Below are 18,287 nucleotides of genomic sequence, written 5' to 3' on the forward strand. Positions count from 1 at the left end.
TTCGGTGCGATCAGGCGGACAGACGGGCGCGGCCCTTGCTGCGGCGGGTCGCGAGGATGGCGCGGCCGGCACGCGTACGCATACGCAGCCGGAAGCCGTGGGTCTTGGCGCGACGACGGTTGTTCGGCTGGAAGGTGCGCTTGCTCACTCGGGGGCTCCAGGATGAATCGGGTGTTGGCGGGGCGTCGCCTGGCTGTCACCGTGCGCCCACGAGAAGCTCGCGGAACATTCAGGTGTGCACCGCTTGACGATCACCTTGGTGATCCTCGCCCATCGGTAGGCAGGCGGCAGCAGCCATCGACAACTCGACCTGGTTACGGTACGCGGGGCCGCGGCATCAGGTCAAACCCGCTGGGGCGCGGGCCGTGGTGCACCGCCATCCGGACGTGGTTTTGCACACCCTGTGGACAACGACTTGAACCAGGTAGCCCGCGCTGACTACCGTGGCCAAACCCCGAAACATTCCCGTCCGTCCCAAGAACCACACCTTCGTGGGACCCATCGGCACCAACCAGCGACCGACGAGAGAGCGTGCACTGTGGCTGACGTAACTGCCGATCTTGCCTCAGTGTGGCCCAGGGTCCTGCAGAAACTGCTCGCCGAAAGCGACGACCTCAAGCCGAAGGACGCGGAGTGGCTGCAGCGGACGCAGCCGTTGGCGCTCGTCGCGGGCACGGCGGTGCTGTCCGCCCCCAACGAGTTCGCCAAGAGCGTGCTGGAGGGACGGCTCCTCCCGCTGATCACCGATGTCCTCAGCCGTGAGTTCGGGCACCCCGTGGGCATCGCCATCGCCGTGGCCTCGGGCGGCGAGCCGGAAGCGGCGCCCGCGCCGCCGGCCCCGGTCGCCCCCGAGCCGCAGTCCCAGGCCCAGCCGCAGCCCCCCGGGTACGGCGCGGAACCCGCCCGGTACGGCGAGCAGCCGCACGGCTACGGCGAGGTCCCGCGGATGCGCCCGGCCTACCCCGACCACGCGGTCGGGCCCACCGGCGGTGCCGGCGGCTGGCCGCCCCACGAGCCCGAGGACCGCTGGCAGCAACAACATTTCGGCGACTACCAGGATCGCGAGCCGTACCGGCCGCCCGCCTCCCGCTACGAGATCCCCCCGCCGCACCAGCCTCAGGGGCGTCCGGAGCCGGTGCCGCCGCAAAGGCCGACCATGCCCACCATGCCGACGCCGCGCACCGGTGGCGGCGGTGGTGTCGGTTCCCCCACGGGCGGCGCGAGCGGTTCGGGTGGTTCCGTGGGCCCGGCCGAGCCCACGGCGCGGCTGAACCCCAAGTACCTCTTCGACACCTTCGTCATCGGCGCCTCCAACCGCTTCGCGCACGCCGCGGCGGTCGCCGTCGCGGAGGCACCGGCCAAGGCGTACAACCCGCTGTTCATCTACGGGGAGTCCGGCCTCGGCAAGACGCACCTGCTGCACGCGATCGGGCACTACGCCCGCAGCCTCTACCCGGGGACGCGGGTGCGCTACGTGAGCTCCGAAGAGTTCACCAACGAGTTCATCAACTCCATCCGCGACGGCAAGGCGGACGCGTTCCGCAAGCGCTACCGCGACATGGACATCCTGCTCGTCGACGACATCCAGTTCCTGGCGAGCAAGGAGTCGACGCAGGAGGAGTTCTTCCACACCTTCAACACCCTGCACAACGCCAACAAGCAGATCGTGCTCTCCTCGGACCGGCCGCCCAAGCAGCTGGTGACCCTGGAGGACCGGCTGCGCAACCGCTTCGAGTGGGGCCTGATCACCGACGTCCAGCCGCCCGAGCTGGAGACCCGGATCGCGATCCTCCGCAAGAAGGCCGTGCAGGAGCAGCTCAACGCCCCGCCGGAGGTGCTGGAGTTCATCGCCTCCCGGATCTCGCGGAACATCCGCGAGCTGGAGGGTGCGCTGATCCGCGTGACGGCCTTCGCCAGCCTCAACCGGCAGCCGGTGGACCTCCAGCTCACCGAGATCGTGCTGAAGGACCTGATCCCGGGCGGGGAGGACTCCGTCCCCGAGATCAGCGGGCAGGCGATCATGGCGGAGACGGCCTCGTACTTCGGTCTGGACGTGGAGGACCTCTCGGGCTCCTCCCGCAGCCGGGTGCTCGTCACGGCCCGGCAGATCGCCATGTACCTGTGCCGTGAGCTCACGGACCTTTCGCTGCCCAAGATCGGCGCCCTGTTCGGCGGCCGCGACCACACGACCGTCATGCACGCGGACCGCAAGATCCGCTCCCTGATGGCCGAGCGGCGGTCGATCTACAACCAGGTCACCGAGCTCACCAACCGCATCAAGAGCTGAGCGCAGCGCCCTCGGCGTCCGCCGAGACCTCCACAGCGCCCCGGGCCAACTCCCGGGGCGCTTCTCGTTGTTCGACTGCGCCGGCCGCGTCTTGGGGACAGGAACGTCTCTCCACAGGCGGGGGCGGTTTTCCCCCGTCCACAGCCTGGGGATGCCCGGGTTGTCCCGAACGTGTCCACAGGCACGACCGCGGGATACTCATCCGGGCTGCTGGAGGCCGTGTGGATTTGTGGGCAACCCTGATCCACAGACTGTGGACGCTCCCGCCGCCCACAAGGCCACCCTCCCGGTTGTCCACCGGCCGCCCACAGGCAGGGGCACGTTGTCCCCAGTCAGGGACCACTTCTCCACAGTCCTGTCCACTGTTCGGCAACGGAACAGACCCGCTCACCGATCGGAGTGAACCGCATCACACCAACGTGGTGGGTTGGGCTGGGGAGAACCTGGGTATTCCTGGGGACAGCGCTGGGGAGAACCGGAGCGTCCCTGTGAATCGCGTGTGCACAACTTCCGGGCGTCCACAGATCGGCTGGGTTGTCCACGGGCTCCGCCCACAGGCGCGGTGGATAAAAAACAGGGCCTGACCTGCACCGGGACCACTTATCCACGGTATCCACACCCCCTATTACTACGACCAGGGATAGTTACCGGGGAATCTGCTTCGAAGTGGGGCCTGTGCACAACCGAGCCGCGGGCCGTCCGCCTCCCCGCCCTCCGGCTTGACCGCAACCCGCACCGCATGTCCGTGGCGGCTGTCAGACTGTTCTCCGGCAAGAGGGCCAGCAGGGCCAAGAGACAGTCGGCCACAGACAGCCAGCAACAGCAGGAGGCGGTTCCGGTGAAGATCCGGGTGGAGCGCGATGTACTCGCGGAGGCAGTGGCCTGGGCGGCCCGCAGTCTCCCGGCCCGTCCCCCGGTGCCGGTCCTGGCCGGCCTGCTGCTGAAGGCCGAGGAAGGCCAGCTGAGCCTGTCCGGCTTCGACTACGAGGTCTCGGCCCGCGTCTCCGTGGAGGCGGACGTCGAGGAGGACGGCACCGTCCTGGTCTCCGGCCGGCTGCTCGCCGACATCTCGCGGGCGCTCCCCAACAGGCCTGTGGAGATCGCCACCGACGGCGTGCGCGTGAGCGTCGTCTGCGGCAGCTCGCGATTCACACTCCACACCCTGCCTGTGGACGAGTACCCGGCGCTGCCCGCGATGCCGACCGCCTCCGGCACCGTCCCCGGCGAGGTCTTCGCCGCGGCCGCCGCCCAGGTCGCGATCGCCGCCGGCCGCGACGACACCCTGCCGGTGCTCACCGGTGTGCGGATCGAGATCGAGGGCGACACGGTCACCCTGGCCGCCACCGACCGCTACCGCTTCGCGGTCCGCGAGTTCCTGTGGAAGCCGGAGACCCCGGACATCTCCGCGGTCGCCCTGGTGCCCGCCAAGACGCTGCTGGACACCGCCAAGTCCCTCACCAACGGCGACTCGGTCGCCATCGCCCTGGCCGGCTCCGGCGCGGGCGAGGGCCTGATCGGCTTCGAGGGCGCGGGCCGCCGCACCACCACCCGCCTGCTCGAGGGCGACCTGCCGAAGTACCGGACGCTCTTCCCGACCGAGTTCAACTCCGTCGCGGTGATCGAGACCGCTCCGTTCGTCGAGGCCGTCAAGCGCGTTGCCCTGGTGGCCGAGCGCAACACGCCGGTCCGGCTGAGCTTCGAGCAGGGCGTGCTGACCCTGGAGGCCGGTTCCAGCGACGACGCACAGGCTGTGGAGCGTGTGGACGCCAAGCTGGAGGGCGACGACATCTCGATCGCCTTCAACCCGACCTTCCTGCTGGACGGCCTGAGCGCGATCGATTCGCCGGTGGCGCAGTTGTCGTTCACCACGTCGACCAAGCCCGCGCTGCTCAGCGGCCGTCCGGCGGTCGACGCCGAGGCCGACGACGCGTACAAGTACCTGATCATGCCGGTCCGGCTGTCCGGCTGACGCGAGGCCTGTCCGGTCGCGTCGCCCTGCAGGTACCGACGTAGGCTCGACGTAGGTCAGGCAGGCTTCGAACGAAGGATCAACGATGGAGCTCGGTCTCATCGGTCTCGGCAAGATGGGCGGGAACATGCGCACGCGCATCCGCCAGGCCGGTCACACTGTCGTCGGCTACGACCGCAACCCGGATCTCGCCGATGTCCACAGCCTGCAGGAACTTGTGGACAAGCTCGCGGCCCCGCGGGTGGTGTGGGTGATGGTGCCGGCCGGCGCCGCGACCCAGGCGACGATCGACGAGCTCGGTGAGCTGCTCTCCCCCGGTGACGTGGTCGTCGACGGCGGCAACTCCCGCTGGACGGACGACGAGAAGCACGCCGAGGAGCTGGCCGCCAAGGGCATCGGCTTCGTCGACTGCGGTGTCTCCGGCGGCGTCTGGGGCCTGGAGAACGGCTACGCGCTGATGTACGGCGGCGAGCCCGAGCACGTCGAAAGGGTGCAGCCGGTCTTCAACGCCCTCAAGCCGGTGGGGAACTTCGGTTCCGTCCACGCGGGCAAGGTCGGCGCCGGCCACTTCGCCAAGATGGTCCACAACGGCATCGAGTACGCCATGATGCAGGCCTACGCCGAGGGCTGGGAGCTGCTGGAGAAGGTCCACTCGGTCACCGATGTGCGCGAGGTGTTCCGCTCCTGGCAGGAGGGCACCGTCATCCGCTCCTGGCTGCTGGACCTGGCCGTCAACGCCCTGGACGAGGACGAGCACCTCGACAAGCTCAAGGGGTACGCGGAGGACTCCGGCGAGGGCCGCTGGACCGTCGAGGCGGCCATCGACAACGCCGTGCCGCTGCCCGCGATCACCGCGTCGCTCTTCGCCCGCTTCGCGTCCCGCCAGGACGACTCCCCGCAGATGAAGATGATCGCCGCGCTCCGCAACCAGTTCGGCGGCCACGCCGTCGAGAAGCACTAGTCACACCCACGGGAAGGAGGCGGCGCGCAGCCATGCACGTCGCGCATCTGTCGCTCGCCGACTTCCGCTCCTACGCCCGGGTCGAGGTCCCGCTCGACCCGGGCGTCACCGCCTTCGTCGGCCCCAACGGCCAGGGCAAGACCAATCTGGTCGAGGCGGTCGGTTACCTGGCGACCTTCGGCAGCCACCGGGTCGCGAGCGACGCCCCGCTGGTGCGGATGGGCGCGGACCGGGCGATCGTGCGGGCGTCCGTGGTGCAGGGCGAGCGCCAACAGCTGATCGAGCTGGAGATCAATCCGGGCCGCTCCAACCGGGCCCGGCTCAACCGCTCCTCCCAGGTCCGCCCGCGCGACCTGCTGGGGATAGTCAGGACGGTGCTCTTCGCCCCCGAGGACCTGGCCCTGGTCAAGGGCGACCCCGGGGAGCGCCGGCGCTTCCTCGACGAGCTGCTCACGGCCCGGGCGCCCCGGCTGGCGGGCGTCCGCAGCGACTACGAGCGGGTCCTCAAGCAGCGCAACACGCTGCTGAAGTCGGCCGCCATGGCCCGCCGCCACGGCGGCCGCGGCGCCGACCTGTCCACGCTCGACATCTGGGACCAGCACCTGGCCAGGGCCGGCGCCGAGCTGCTGGCCCAGCGTCTGGACCTCACCCAGGCCCTGCAGCCGCTGGCGGACAAGGCGTACGAGCAGCTGGCACCGGGCGGTGGCCCCGTCGTCCTGGAGTACCGCAGTTCGATCGGCGAACGGATCGCCGGGGCGTCGGGCCGCGAGCAGCTGTACGGACTGCTGCTGGAGGCCCTGGGCGAGGCCCGCAAGCAGGAGATCGAGCGCGGGGTGACCCTGGTCGGCCCGCACCGGGACGACCTCTCCCTCAAGCTGGGACAGCTCCCCGCCAAGGGGTACGCGAGCCACGGCGAGTCCTGGTCGTACGCCCTGGCGCTGCGCCTGGCCTCGTACGACCTGCTGCGCGCCGACGGTGGCGAACCGGTGCTGGTGCTCGATGACGTCTTCGCCGAGCTCGACGCCCGGCGCCGCACCCGGCTGGCCGAGCTGGTGGCCCCCGGTGAGCAGGTGCTGGTGACGGCCGCGGTGGACGACGACGTACCGGACGTGCTGGTCGGCGCCCGGTACGCGGTGGAGGACGGCGGCGTGGAGCGGGCATGACGGATCAGCAGCAGCCGGCGCCGCAGCCGGGGCAGGAGACGGGCGCCCAGGACAAGCCGGTGTCCGGCGTCGACCTGGCCAGGGTCGCGCTGCGAGCCGCCAAGGAGCAGGCCCGCGCGAGGGGCGCGGCCGCCCAGCAGAAGAAGCAGGCCCGGCGCGGGGGCTTGCGCAGTGGTGCGCGGGCGGACGGGCGGGACCCGCTGCCCCTGGGCGCCGCGATCAGCCGGCTGATCACCGAGCGCGGCTGGGAGGCCCCCGCGGCGGTGGGCGGCGTGATGGGCCGCTGGCCGGAGCTGGTGGGCGACGACGTGGCCCTGCACTGCCAGCCGCAGCGGTACGACGAGGAGGACCGGGTCCTCACGGTGCAGTGCGACTCCACGGCCTGGGCGACCCAGCTGCGGCTGCTCGCCCCGACGCTCGTGGCCAGGCTGAACGCCGATCTCGGGCACGGCACCGTGAAGTTGATCAAGGTCCTGGGGCCGGGAGGACCGGTGCGTTCGTACGGGCGTCTGCGTGCCCCCGGGAGCCGTGGGCCGGGCGATACGTACGGATAGGCCGGGAACCTGCTGTGCGTAATCGGGTCGAAGCCCTGTGCGCCCGCGTGAGCCGTTTTGGGACCCGGTCCGCGTGTGGGGAGTCGGCTGGAGGTACTTCCGTCGGGCACACGGGAACTCAGGTACCGCCAAAGCCCCATCTATGTCGGCGCTACCGGTAGACTGGTGGCAGTACCGCCCGCCCCTGGCCTCCGGCACCGGGGGACCCCAGCGGGACCAGTCGAACGATGTCGAGTGATGCAGCCGGTTCCGCGCCGCGGGACCCGGCTCATGCTGTGCCAGAAAGGGCGCTTCGTGGCCGATTCCGGCAACCCCAACGAGATCAATACGTCCGCAGCTGACGGCTCCGCCGCGCCCGCCACCGGTGGGGCGTACGACGCCAGCGCGATCACCGTCCTTGAGGGCCTGGACGCGGTTCGCAAGCGCCCGGGCATGTACATCGGCTCGACGGGCGAGCGCGGCCTGCACCACCTGGTGTACGAGGTCGTCGACAACTCCGTCGACGAGGCACTGGCCGGTCACGCGGACACCATCAACGTCACGATCCTCCCCGACGGCGGCGTGCGCGTGGTCGACAACGGCCGCGGCATCCCGGTGGACATCGTCCCGTCCGAGGGAAAGCCCGCCGTCGAGGTCGTGCTCACGGTGCTGCACGCGGGCGGCAAGTTCGGCGGCGGCGGCTACGCCGTCTCCGGCGGTCTGCACGGCGTCGGCGTCTCGGTCGTGAACGCGCTGTCGAACAAGGTCGCGGTCGAGGTCAAGCGTGAGGGCTTCCGCTGGACCCAGGACTACAAGCTCGGTGTTCCCACCGCCCCGCTGCAGAAGAACGAGCCGGTCGCGGAGACCGGCACGATCGTGACCTTCTGGGCCGACGGTGACATCTTCGAGACCACCGAGTACTCCTTCGAGACGCTGTCGCGGCGCTTCCAGGAGATGGCCTTCCTCAACAAGGGCCTGACCATCTCGCTGACCGACGAGCGTCCCGAGCACGCGGACGTGGAGAACGAGGGTCAGCCGCGCTCGGTCGCGTACCACTACGAGGGCGGCATCGTCGACTTCGTGAAGTACCTGAACTCGCGCAAGGGCGAGCCGGTCCACCCGTCGGTGATCGACATCGACGCGGAGGACAAGGAGCGGCTGCTCTCCGTCGAGGTCGCGATGCAGTGGAACACCCAGTACAGCGAGGGTGTCTACAGCTTCGCCAACACCATCCACACCCACGAGGGCGGCACCCACGAGGAAGGCTTCCGCGCCGCGTTGACCACGCTGGTCAACAAGTACGCGCGCGAGAAGAAGCTGCTCCGCGAGAAGGACGACAACCTCACCGGTGAGGACATCCGCGAGGGTCTGACCGCGATCATCTCGGTCAAGCTGGGCGAGCCGCAGTTCGAGGGCCAGACGAAGACCAAGCTCGGCAACACCGAGGCGAAGACCTTCGTCCAGAAGGTCGTGCACGAGCACCTGACGGACTGGCTGGACCGCAACCCCAACGAGGCCTCGGACATCATCCGCAAGTCCATCCAGGCGGCCACCGCCCGGGTGGCGGCCCGCAAGGCGCGCGACCTGACGCGTCGCAAGGGACTGCTGGAGACGGCGTCGCTGCCGGGCAAGCTGAGCGACTGCCAGTCCAACGACCCCGCCAAGTGCGAGATCTTCATCGTCGAGGGTGACTCCGCCGGCGGCTCGGCCAAGTCCGGCCGCAACCCGCAGTACCAGGCGATCCTTCCGATCCGCGGCAAGATCCTGAACGTGGAGAAGGCGCGGATCGACAAGATCCTGCAGAACACCGAGATCCAGGCGCTGATCTCGGCCTTCGGCACCGGTGTGCACGAGGACTTCGACATCTCGAAGCTGCGCTATCACAAGATCATCCTGATGGCGGACGCCGACGTGGACGGCCAGCACATCAACACCCTGCTGCTGACCTTCCTCTTCCGCTTCATGCGGCCGCTGGTCGAGGCAGGCCACGTGTACCTCTCCCGTCCCCCGCTCTACAAGATCAAGTGGGGTCGGGACGACTTCGAGTACGCGTACTCCGACTCCGAGCGCGACGCCCTGATCGAGCTGGGCCGGCAGAACGGCAAGCGTGTGCGCGAGGACTCGATCCAGCGCTTCAAGGGCCTCGGCGAGATGAACGCCGAGGAACTGCGGGTCACCACGATGGACGTCGACCACCGCGTGCTCGGCCAGGTCACCCTGGACGACGCGGCCCTCGCCGACGACCTGTTCTCGGTGCTGATGGGCGAGGACGTCGAGGCCCGGCGCTCCTTCATCCAGCGCAACGCCAAGGATGTCCGCTTCCTCGACATCTGAGTCGGCCCCCATCAGCCGCCGCCCGAAAGGACTTTGACCAGCAATGGCCGACGAGAACACCCCTGTCACGCCCGGCACCCCGCAGGACGCCGCGGGCGCCGCCGAGGCGGACACCACGACGCGGATCGAGGCCGTGGGCCTCGAGACGGAGATGCAGCGCAGTTACCTCGACTACGCGATGTCCGTCATCGTGTCCCGCGCGCTGCCCGACGTCCGGGACGGCCTCAAGCCCGTCCACCGCCGCGTGCTGTACGCGATGTACGACGGCGGCTACCGCCCGGAGCGCGGCTTCTACAAGTGCGCCCGTGTCGTCGGTGACGTCATGGGTACCTACCACCCGCACGGCGACTCCTCGATCTACGACGCGCTGGTGCGCCTGGCCCAGCCGTGGTCGATGCGCATGCCGCTGGTCGACAGCAACGGCAACTTCGGTTCCCCGGGCAACGACCCGGCCGCCGCCATGCGGTACACCGAGTGCAAGATGGCGCCGCTGTCCATGGAGATGGTCCGGGACATCGACGAGGACACCGTCGACTTCCAGGACAACTACGACGGACGCAACCAGGAGCCGACGGTCCTGCCGTCGCGCTTCCCCAACCTGCTGATCAACGGCTCCGCCGGCATCGCGGTCGGCATGGCGACCAACATCCCGCCGCACAACCTGCGCGAGGTCGCCGAGGGCGCCCAGTGGTACCTGGCCAACCCGGAGGCGTCCAACGAGGAGCTGCTCGAAGCCCTCATCGAGCGCATCAAGGGCCCCGACTTCCCGACCGGCGCCCTGGTGGTGGGCCGCAAGGGCATCGAGGAGGCGTACCGCACCGGCCGCGGCTCCATCACGATGCGCGCGGTCGTCGAGGTCGAGGAGATCCAGGGCCGGCAGTGCCTGGTCGTCACCGAGCTGCCGTACCAGGTCAACCCGGACAACCTGGCGCAGAAGATCGCCGACCTGGTGAAGGACGGCCGGGTCGGCGGCATCGCCGACGTGCGCGACGAGACCTCCTCGCGCACCGGACAGCGCCTGGTGATCGTGCTCAAGCGCGACGCCGTCGCCAAGGTCGTGCTGAACAACCTGTACAAGCACACCGACCTGCAGACGAACTTCGGCGCCAACATGCTGGCGCTGGTGGACGGCGTGCCGCGCACGCTCTCGCTGGACCAGTTCATCAAGCAGTGGGTGACCCACCAGATCGAGGTCATCGTCCGCCGGACGCGGTTCCGGCTGCGCAAGGCCGAGGAGCGCGCCCACATCCTGCGCGGTCTGCTGAAGGCCCTGGACGCGATCGACGAGGTCATCGCCCTGATCCGGCGCAGCGCGACCGTGGACGTGGCGCGTGAAGGCCTGATGGGCCTGCTGGAGATCGACGAGATCCAGGCCAACGCGATCCTGGAGATGCAGCTGCGCCGCCTGGCGGCCCTGGAGCGGCAGAAGATCGTCCAGGAGCACGACGAGCTCCAGGCGAAGATCAACGAGTACAACCGCATCCTGGCCTCGCCCGAGCTGCAGCGCGGCATCATCAGCACGGAGCTGACGGCGATCGTCGAGAAGTTCGGCGACGACCGGCGTTCGGCCCTGGTGCCCTTCGACGGTGACATGTCCATCGAGGACCTGATCGCCGAGGAGGACATCGTCGTCACGATCACCCGTGGCGGCTACGTCAAGCGCACCAAGACGGACGACTACCGCTCGCAGAAGCGTGGCGGCAAGGGCGTGCGCGGCACGAAGCTGCGGGAAGACGACATCGTCGACCACTTCTTCGTCACCACCACGCACCACTGGCTGCTGTTCTTCACCAACAAGGGCCGGGTCTACCGCGCCAAGGCGTACGAGCTGCCGGACGCCGGCCGCGACGCCCGCGGGCAGCACGTGGCGAACCTGCTGGCCTTCCAGCCGGACGAGCAGATCGCCCAGGTGCTGGCCATCCGCGACTACAACGCGGCGCCCTACCTGGTGCTCGCCACCCGGTCGGGCCTGGTGAAGAAGACATCGCTGAAGGACTACGACTCCCCCCGCTCGGGCGGTGTCATCGCGATCAACCTGCGGGAGACCGAGGACGGCAGCGAGGACCTGCTGATCGGTGCCGAGCTGGTCGGCCCGGCCGATGACCTGCTGCTGGTCAGCCGCAAGGCGCAGTCCATCCGGTTCACCGCGACGGACGAGTCGCTGCGGCCGATGGGCCGTGCGACCTCGGGCGTGAAGGGCATGAGCTTCCGCGAAGGGGACGAACTGCTCTCGATGAATGTCGTGCGACCGGGTACGTTCGTCTTCACCGCCACCGATGGCGGGTACGCCAAGCGCACCAGTGTGGACGAGTACCGGGTCCAGGGGCGCGGCGGACTCGGCATCAAGGCGGCCAAGATCGTCGAGGACCGGGGTTCCCTGGTCGGGGCGCTGGTGGTGGAGGAGACCGACGAGATCCTCGCCATCACCCTCGGCGGCGGTGTGATCCGCACCCGTGTCAACGAGATCAGGGAAACCGGGCGTGACACCATGGGCGTCCAACTGATCAACCTCGGTAAAAAGGATGCAGTCGTGGGCGTCGCCCGCAATGCCGAGGCGGGGGCGGAGGCCGAAGAGGTCGTCGCCGCCGAAGAGGCCGAGGGCGAGCAGCCCGTGGCCGCCGAGTCGGAGGAGTAAGAAGCCGTGAGTGGAGCCGAGGGCGCCGCGGGTGGGACGGGCGCGGACGGAGGGCAGCCGATGCCGGCTGCCGTTCCGGACGCGATCGGCGGTGCCCCTGGCCCACGTACGGACAACGGCCCGCACCAGGGGGGAATCACCGTGACCGACACCCGTCCAGCGCAGCACCAGCACGCTGTGCACCAGCAGACCTACGGCGGTGGGCCCGGTGGCCCGGTCGCCGAGCAGCCGCAGCAGGCGCCGCAGCCGACCCAGGACCCGCACCAGCCGCCCCAGGCGTACGCGCCCCCGGCCGGCCCCCCCGCGACCGCGGGCGTCCGCCAGCCGCGTCCGGCGGCCCGTACCGTCCCGCGCACGCGCAAGGCGCGGCTGCGGGTGGCGAAGGCCGACCCGTGGTCGGTGATGAAGGTCAGCTTCCTGCTCTCCATCGCGCTGGGCATCTGCACGGTCATCGCGGTCGCGGTGCTGTGGATGGTGATGGACGCCATCGGCGTCTTCACCACGGTCGGCGGCACGCTCAGCGAGGCCACGTCGTCCGGCTCGGACGGCGGGTTCGACCTGGTGTCGTTCCTGTCGCTGTCGCGCGTGCTGACCTTCACGGCGGTCATCGCGGTCATCGACGTCGTGCTGGCCACGGCGCTGGCGACGCTCGGCGCCTTCATCTACAACATGTCGGCCGGCATGGTGGGCGGAATCGAGCTGACGCTGGCGGAGGACGAGTAACCGATTTTGGGCCACGGCCCCGGGTGCGCTAATCTTTCAACGCAGCGCGGGGCTATAGCTCAGACGGTTAGAGCGCTTCCCTGATAAGGAAGAGGCCACAGGTTCAAGTCCTGTTAGCCCCACCGCGTGAACGGCCCGTACGGATCATCCGTACGGGCCGTTTCCTTGTCCGCGTCCGCGGAGTTGGTTCCGGTGGCAGGTCACCGTTCGATATCGACCGGTGTGTATAGTCGGGCCCGTCGGAAGACCCCCAACGCAAGAAGGACGAGGTCGCGCGGTGAAGAAGTTTCTCCTGGTCGCACTGGCCGCCATCGGCGGTCTCCTCGTGTACCGCCAGATCCAGGCGGACCGCGCCGAGCAGGACCTGTGGACGGAGGCCACGGACTCCGTTCCGGCGGGTTCCGGCGCGAGCGTCTGAGACGGCACAGCCCGGACGAAGGATTCCCGAGGCCCCGATCACGATGTGGTCGGGGCCCCGTCATGTCCGCCCGTGGTCGCCCGGGCCGTTGTTGCCCGACCGTGACGTGATCCGCTTGTATTTGCTGTCGCAAATCAATAGCTTCGCTGAGGCCGACGATGTGCGAGGGGGAACAGCACATGCGACGAGGGAAGGCGCTGCCGCGCGGGCCCGTGGGGCCGCTGCGGGCGGCCGCGTGCGGGCTGCTGGTGCTGGGCGCCCTGCTGGGCCCGGCCGGGGCGGCCCAGGCCCAGGACCAGGCCGTGGACGACGGCGACGGGCTGGTCATGGTGCTGGACTCCTCCGGCTCCATGGCGGGCGCCCGCATGACGGCGGCCAGGAAGGCCGTCGGCGCCGTCGTGGACGCGCTGCCGGACGGCTACCCGACGGGACTGCGGGTTTACGGCGCGGGCAAGGAGCACGGCTGCGACGACACCCGTCTGCTGGAGCCCGTGCGGCCGCTGGACCGGGACGCCCTGAAGCAGGCCGTGGCCGGGGTGCGGCCCCAGGGGGACACCCCCATCGGGCTGTCGCTGGAGAAGGCGGCCGCCGACCTGCCCGAGGACGGGCGGCGCACGATCGTGCTGGTCTCCGACGGCGAGGACACCTGCGGGGCACCCGAGCCCTGCGAGGTGGCGGCACGGCTGGCCGGGCAGGGCGTGGACCTGCGGATCGACACCATCGGCTTCCAGGTGCGCGGCGGTGCCCGCGAGCAGTTGGAGTGCATCGCCGAGGCGGGTCACGGCAGCTACTGGGACGCCCCCGACGCCGCCTCGCTCGTACGGCAGCTGACGCGGGCCTCCCGGTTGAGCGCTGACGCGTACCGCCTCCAGGGCCGGCGGGTGGACGGAGGGACGAGCGCCACCGGTGCGCCCGGGCTGTCCCCCGGCCAGTACGTCGACGACATCGGGCCCGGCGAGACCCGCTGGTACGCGATGACGCTGGACGCGGCCTCCACGGCGGACCTCGCGGTGACCGCGGTGCCGCGGCCGGGGGTGAAGGCCGCGTACGGGGACGGTGTCGAGCTGCGGCTGGCGGGCACCGGCAGGTACCCCCTCACCTGCGGCTCGGACACCGCGCACTTCGGGCAGGACGAGGGCGCGATGGTGGTCGGCGGCGCCGTCAGCCGGATTCCCGGCGACGACCGGGACGGCGCCTGCGACAGGGCGGGGCGCTACGTGCTCTCCGTGCACCGCACCAGCGCCGCCGGCTCCGACCGCGCCCGCTGGCCCATGGAACTGCGGTACGGCTCCGAGCGGCCGTTCCCGGCGGGCGCCACCCCGGCACCGGCCGCGACCCGCTACGGGGACCCGCCGGCGGCTCTGACGGGCGCACCGCGGGACGTCGAGGGCGGCACGGGGTTCAACGACGCGCGCCGGGTCGGCAGGGGCATCTGGCGGGACACGCTGCTGCCCGGTCAGACGCGCTTCTACAAGGTGCGGGTCGGCTGGGGACAGCGACTGACGTACACCGCCGACTTCGCCAACGAACCGCTCCTGGAGGGTGGTTCCACGGCCTCGTCCTTCGTGGCGACGGCCGCGTACGGGCCGGGACGGCAGCCGCTGGGCGACGACTCCGGGGCCTCGCAACGCCGCGGCTACTACGGGCGCCCGCTGTCCGTGGGGCTCGGCACGGTACCCGTGACCTGGACCAACCGCTGGGTCGTCAGTGGCGGCGCCCGGGGCGCCCGCACGGCGGGAGAGCACTACGTCGCGGTCTCGCTCGGGCCGGGCGCGGCGGGGCTGGCGCGGAACACGGCGGTGGGGGTCGTCCTGCGCGTGGACGTGACCGGGACGGAACTGGCCGGACCGGAGTACGACGCGCCCGCGCGCGGCGGCGGTTCGGCCGCCGGCCGGGACGGCGGGGAACGGGCGGCGGCCGTGGACACCACGGCGGCCGCAGCCCCCGCGGACGGCGGAGGCTTCATGACGGCGGGCGACGCGGTGGCGGCGGCCGCGGGCGGCGCGGTGGCGCTCGTTGGGGTCGGGACGGTGGCCCTGCTGGGCCGCAGGCGGAGGGACGGGGCATGATCCGCAGAGCACTCACATCGGTGGCGGCGGCGCTCGCGCTGCTGGCGGGACCGGCGGGAGCGGCGTACGCCGACCCGGCCGTCCCCTCCTGGCAGCCGCAGGGCGAGGAGGTGCGGGGCCGGGCGAGCACCGCGGACGCCCCGCAGCTCAAGCCCGGAGTCCTGTACCGGGACAGTCTGGCGGCGGACGAGGGCGGCAAGAACTACGCCCTCGACCTGGACGCGGTGCGCTCGGCCTACCTCGCGGTCTTCGCGCTGCCCCGCCCGGGCTCCGAGGTGGCGTACGGGGACGGCATCGAGCTGACGCTGACGAGCACCGACGGCACCCGCTGCGACAGCGACCGCCGGACGTTCTCCGCAGACGGGGCGGCACGGCCCATCGGCACCTGGGTCAAGCGGACCATCGGCAAGGACGGGCCGTGCCAGGAGGCGCACGCGTACGTCCTGGAGGTGACCCGCACCTCGCAGGGCACCTCGGACGCCGCGCCCTGGCCGCTGCAGATCCGGTTCACCCACGAGCCGGGGCTCACCGGCGGCGCCACGCCCGGCCCCGCCCTCAGCCCGGGCACGCAGACGCCGGTGCCCGCGAGCGGCACCGCCCGCGGGGCCACCGGCGGCGCGGACTTCGCCCATGCCGGGACGCTGGGCACCGGGGTCTGGAAGGACGAGGTGCTGCCCGGGCAGACGCGCTTCTACCGGGTGCCGGTCGGCTGGGGACAACAGGCCTGGGCCGCGGCGGACTTCGCCAACGCGGACGTGACGAAGCCGGGCGGCTACAGCGGCTCCGGTGTGCGCGTGGAGGTCTACAACCCGCGCTGGGCCTTCATCGGCGGCGACACGGCCTCCTACTCGGGCGAGCAGACCTCCGTCACCGCCACGACCGGGAAGGTCGCCTACGCCAACCGCTACGAGAGCGGTAACGCCGTGTCGGCAGCCCGCTTCGACGGCTCCTACTACCTGGCGGTGTCGGTGCACCCGGAGGTCGCGGGCTTCGTCGACGGCGCCGTCCCGGTCACGCTGCGGATCAACGTCGAGGGCGCCGCGCAAGCGGGGCCGTCGTACGACGGTGACCCCGGCGAGGACCTGGGCCTCCCCGGGGAGCCCGGCTCCGGGAACCCACTGCTGCGCGCCCTCGGCTTCGCGGGCCTGGGCGCCGGCACCGTGCTGCTGCTGTCGCTCGCGGTCTGGACGGTGGCTGCGCGGCGCGCGCCGGCCGCGGTCTCAGGAGGACGCTGACAGGGCCCAGAAGCCGAAGGCGAGGCAAAGGGCCGCGACGAGCAGCATCGGCACGACGACCTTGGCGGGAGGGCCGGGCCGGCGCATCGGCGACGGTGCGCCGGCCCGGGCGGCCGGCACGGCCGGTGCGATCAGCGGGGGCGGCGGCGGAGCGACGGAGGCGGCCACCGGGGCACCGGCACCCGCCACGGTGGCCGTGTACGGACGCGTGGGCGCCGGGGTGACCGGCCCCTGCGTCGGCGGTGTGGGCGGCGTCGGTGCCGTCGCGGCGGGCCGCGGGGCGGGTGCGGGCGGCGGCAGCCGGAAGCTCCCGGTCTCCTCCACGGACGGCGCCGCGTCCACCGGTCCGTCGGGGGAGAAGCCGGCGGGCAGCGGCCCGATCTGGTCGAAGACCTCGACGGCCTCCTCGTCCGGCTCAGGGTCCGGCAGCAGCTCCACCGCCGCCGCCAGGGCCTTGCGGGCGCCCGCGGCGGTGCGGAAGCGGGCCTCCGGGTCCGGCTGCAGCAGGGTGCCGATCACCTCCCACAGGGGGCCGGGGACGCCCTGCGGGGCCCGGGGCATGCCGTGGGCGTACTGGGTGACGATCGCCTCCGCGTCGGGCTTGCTGCCGCCGAGCAGGTAGAGCGCGACCAGCCCGGTCGCGTACAGGTCGGCGGGGAAGTCGGGCTCGGCGCCGAGCAGCTGTTCCGGGGCGAAGTAACCAGGGGTGCCCACGACGTAGTTGGCCGCGGTGAGCCGGGGCTCCCCCTTGCGCATGGCGATGCCGAAGTCCGACAGCCGCAGGTGCGGGCGCCCGGTGCCGGTCGCCTCCATCAGGAGGTTCGCGGGCTTGATGTCCCGGTGCACCACGCCCTCGGCGTGCACGGCCGTCAGGCCGGACAGCAACTGGTCGAGCAGGCCGCCGACATAGCGCGCCGGCAACGGGCCGTAGTCGCCGATGAGGTGCGACAGCGAGCCGCCGCGCACCAGGTCCATGGTGAACAGCACCTTGTCGTCGTCGGCCGCCCAGCTCGTGGGGGCCAGGACGTGCGGGTGGTCGATGCGCAGCGCCTGCTCCCGTACGAAGCGCAGCAGGGCGTGGGCGTCGCTCTGCAGCAGCACCTTGGCCGCCACGTAGCGTCCGCGCCGCCGGTCCCAGGCGCGCCACACGGCGCCCACCCCGCCGCGCCCGACCGGATCGACCAGTTCGTACCGGCCCGCGAAGACCTCACCCATGGCGTGCGTCTGCCCCCTGCTTCCGCGCCTCGTAGTCCCGGACCGCCGCGTCGGACGGCCCGGCACCGTACACCCTGAGGAACTCTGCCAGTTGGGGGTGGCGGTGGGCGAGGGAATCGGCCGCCTCGGCGATCTCGGCGGGCGAGGCCACCCCGTGCAGCAGCGAGCGGATCTCGTGGACGACCCTGCGTGCGGGCGGCAGCGGCGCTCCGGTCGCGCTCTGGGTGGTGCCGAGCAGGGGCGAGCCCTCGGAACCGCGGATCTCCTCCATCCGCGGTACGGCGTCCGCCGCGGTCACCGCTCCGCCGGACACCTCCGCGGCGAGTTCCTGCAGCGCCTGGAGCCGCTGTACGACCGCGGGGTTGCCGATCTTCGCTCGCTGTCCGCTCATCAACTGGGAGAGCATCGGCGCCGACAGCCCCAGCACCCCCGCCAGCCGCGCCTGGTTCAGCCCCAGGGTCTCCATGAGGCGGCGGAACAGCACGCCGAGCGGCTCGCCGTACCAGGTGCGCTGCATGTCCTGGACGCGGGTGGTGGCGTCCGGCTGCGAGGTGTCCATTGCGGGCTCCTGACGGGGGACCTTTGCGGCCGCGAACTTGCCCGTCATCCTACGGACCCCCGATACTCGGTCGGTGATCCTCTCCGCAGCCGGTACGCTGGTCTGCGGCACGGGGCCTTAGCTCAGTTGGTAGAGCGCCGTCTTTGCATGGCGGATGTCAGGGGTTCGACTCCCCTAGGCTCCACA

13 protein-coding genes, 2 tRNA genes and 1 pseudogene are annotated in these 18,287 nt (G+C 71.2%); 13 read left to right on the forward strand and 3 right to left on the reverse strand.

Features of this window, described 5'->3' with window-relative positions; translation table 11 throughout:
* Positions 1-10: 10 nt before the first annotated feature.
* Positions 11-148: a 50S ribosomal protein L34 gene (gene rpmH, locus OG937_22705; protein ID WUD74305.1), complete on the reverse strand. Its 138-nt coding sequence runs from the start codon at positions 146-148 to the stop codon at positions 11-13.
* Between the two features lie 390 nt (positions 149-538).
* Here rpmH and dnaA point away from each other — a divergent pair, with 390 nt between their 5' ends.
* From dnaA to OG937_22765, 12 genes and pseudogenes are all read left to right on the forward strand, one after another.
* On the forward strand, positions 539-2,287 hold the full coding sequence (gene dnaA / locus OG937_22710) for a chromosomal replication initiator protein DnaA (GenBank protein WUD74306.1): 1,749 nt from the start codon (positions 539-541) through the stop codon (positions 2,285-2,287).
* Positions 2,288-3,125: 838 nt separating this feature from the next.
* Positions 3,126-4,256 carry a DNA polymerase III subunit beta gene (dnaN, locus tag OG937_22715; protein WUD74307.1) on the forward strand — a complete coding sequence of 377 codons (1,131 nt, stop codon included), beginning with the start codon at positions 3,126-3,128 and terminating at the stop codon, positions 4,254-4,256.
* An 82-nt stretch (positions 4,257-4,338) separates the two neighbouring features.
* A pseudogene (gene gnd / locus OG937_22720) lies at positions 4,339-5,217 on the forward strand (decarboxylating 6-phosphogluconate dehydrogenase).
* Positions 5,218-5,249: 32 nt separating this feature from the next.
* Positions 5,250-6,380: a DNA replication/repair protein RecF gene (gene recF / locus OG937_22725; protein WUD74308.1), complete on the forward strand. Its 1,131-nt coding sequence runs from the start codon at positions 5,250-5,252 to the stop codon at positions 6,378-6,380.
* The gene (locus OG937_22730; GenBank protein WUD74309.1) at positions 6,377-6,934 is read left to right on the forward strand and encodes a DciA family protein; all 558 of its coding nucleotides are present in this window, start codon (positions 6,377-6,379) and stop codon (positions 6,932-6,934) included. Before recF ends, OG937_22730 begins: the two co-directional genes overlap by 4 nt.
* A 270-nt stretch (positions 6,935-7,204) precedes the next feature.
* Positions 7,205-9,247 (forward strand): DNA topoisomerase (ATP-hydrolyzing) subunit B, encoded by a 2,043-nt coding sequence (gene gyrB / locus OG937_22735; protein ID WUD74310.1) that lies wholly within the window; start codon positions 7,205-7,207, stop codon positions 9,245-9,247.
* A 43-nt stretch (positions 9,248-9,290) separates the two neighbouring features.
* On the forward strand, positions 9,291-11,882 hold the full coding sequence (gene gyrA, locus OG937_22740; GenBank protein WUD74311.1) for a DNA gyrase subunit A: 2,592 nt from the start codon (positions 9,291-9,293) through the stop codon (positions 11,880-11,882).
* A gap of 6 nt (positions 11,883-11,888) precedes the next feature.
* Positions 11,889-12,605: a DUF3566 domain-containing protein gene (locus OG937_22745; GenBank protein ID WUD74312.1), complete on the forward strand. Its 717-nt coding sequence runs from the start codon at positions 11,889-11,891 to the stop codon at positions 12,603-12,605.
* Positions 12,606-12,653: 48 nt separating this feature from the next.
* A tRNA-Ile gene (locus OG937_22750) sits at positions 12,654-12,727 on the forward strand.
* 155 nt (positions 12,728-12,882) lie between these two features.
* Complete coding sequence (locus tag OG937_22755) at positions 12,883-13,023, forward strand: DLW-39 family protein (GenBank protein WUD74313.1); 141 nt, start codon at positions 12,883-12,885, stop codon at positions 13,021-13,023.
* Between the two features lie 179 nt (positions 13,024-13,202).
* Positions 13,203-15,092 (forward strand): VWA domain-containing protein, encoded by a 1,890-nt coding sequence (locus tag OG937_22760; GenBank protein WUD74314.1) that lies wholly within the window; start codon positions 13,203-13,205, stop codon positions 15,090-15,092.
* A complete protein-coding gene (locus OG937_22765) occupies positions 15,089-16,327 on the forward strand; it encodes a hypothetical protein (GenBank protein ID WUD74315.1) in 1,239 nt (412 codons plus the stop codon). The genes OG937_22760 and OG937_22765 overlap by 4 nt, the downstream gene beginning before the upstream one ends.
* Here OG937_22765 and OG937_22770 read toward each other — a convergent pair.
* Positions 16,313-17,542 carry a serine/threonine protein kinase gene (locus OG937_22770; GenBank protein ID WUD74316.1) on the reverse strand — a complete coding sequence of 410 codons (1,230 nt, stop codon included), beginning with the start codon at positions 17,540-17,542 and terminating at the stop codon, positions 16,313-16,315. The two genes, OG937_22765 and OG937_22770, sit on opposite strands and share 15 nt — an antisense overlap.
* Positions 17,535-18,101 (reverse strand): helix-turn-helix domain-containing protein, encoded by a 567-nt coding sequence (locus tag OG937_22775; GenBank protein WUD74317.1) that lies wholly within the window; start codon positions 18,099-18,101, stop codon positions 17,535-17,537. Before OG937_22775 ends, OG937_22770 begins: the two co-directional genes overlap by 8 nt.
* A gap of 111 nt (positions 18,102-18,212) precedes the next feature.
* On the opposite strand from OG937_22775, the gene OG937_22780 reads away from it, so the two are divergent.
* Positions 18,213-18,285 (forward strand) — tRNA-Ala (locus OG937_22780).
* Positions 18,286-18,287: the final 2 nt, after the last annotated feature.

This window comes from Streptomyces sp. NBC_00510 (assembly GCA_036013505.1).
GTDB lineage: Bacteria > Actinomycetota > Actinomycetes > Streptomycetales > Streptomycetaceae > Actinacidiphila.

What these genes read in the sequence shown, in the direction of transcription:
- OG937_22765 (WUD74315.1), top strand. Translation starts at nt 15,089, where the DNA reads ATGATCCGCAGAGCACTCACATCGGTGGCGGCGGCGCTCGCGCTGCTG.
- OG937_22770 (WUD74316.1), bottom strand. Translation starts at nt 17,542, where the DNA reads ATGGGTGAGGTCTTCGCGGGCCGGTACGAACTGGTCGATCCGGTCGGG.
- OG937_22730 (WUD74309.1), top strand. Translation starts at nt 6,377, where the DNA reads ATGACGGATCAGCAGCAGCCGGCGCCGCAGCCGGGGCAGGAGACGGGC.
- gyrA (WUD74311.1), top strand. Translation starts at nt 9,291, where the DNA reads ATGGCCGACGAGAACACCCCTGTCACGCCCGGCACCCCGCAGGACGCC.
- OG937_22775 (WUD74317.1), bottom strand. Translation starts at nt 18,101, where the DNA reads ATGGACACCTCGCAGCCGGACGCCACCACCCGCGTCCAGGACATGCAG.
- OG937_22760 (WUD74314.1), top strand. Translation starts at nt 13,203, where the DNA reads ATGCGACGAGGGAAGGCGCTGCCGCGCGGGCCCGTGGGGCCGCTGCGG.
- recF (WUD74308.1), top strand. Translation starts at nt 5,250, where the DNA reads ATGCACGTCGCGCATCTGTCGCTCGCCGACTTCCGCTCCTACGCCCGG.
- gyrB (WUD74310.1), top strand. Translation starts at nt 7,205, where the DNA reads ATGCTGTGCCAGAAAGGGCGCTTCGTGGCCGATTCCGGCAACCCCAAC.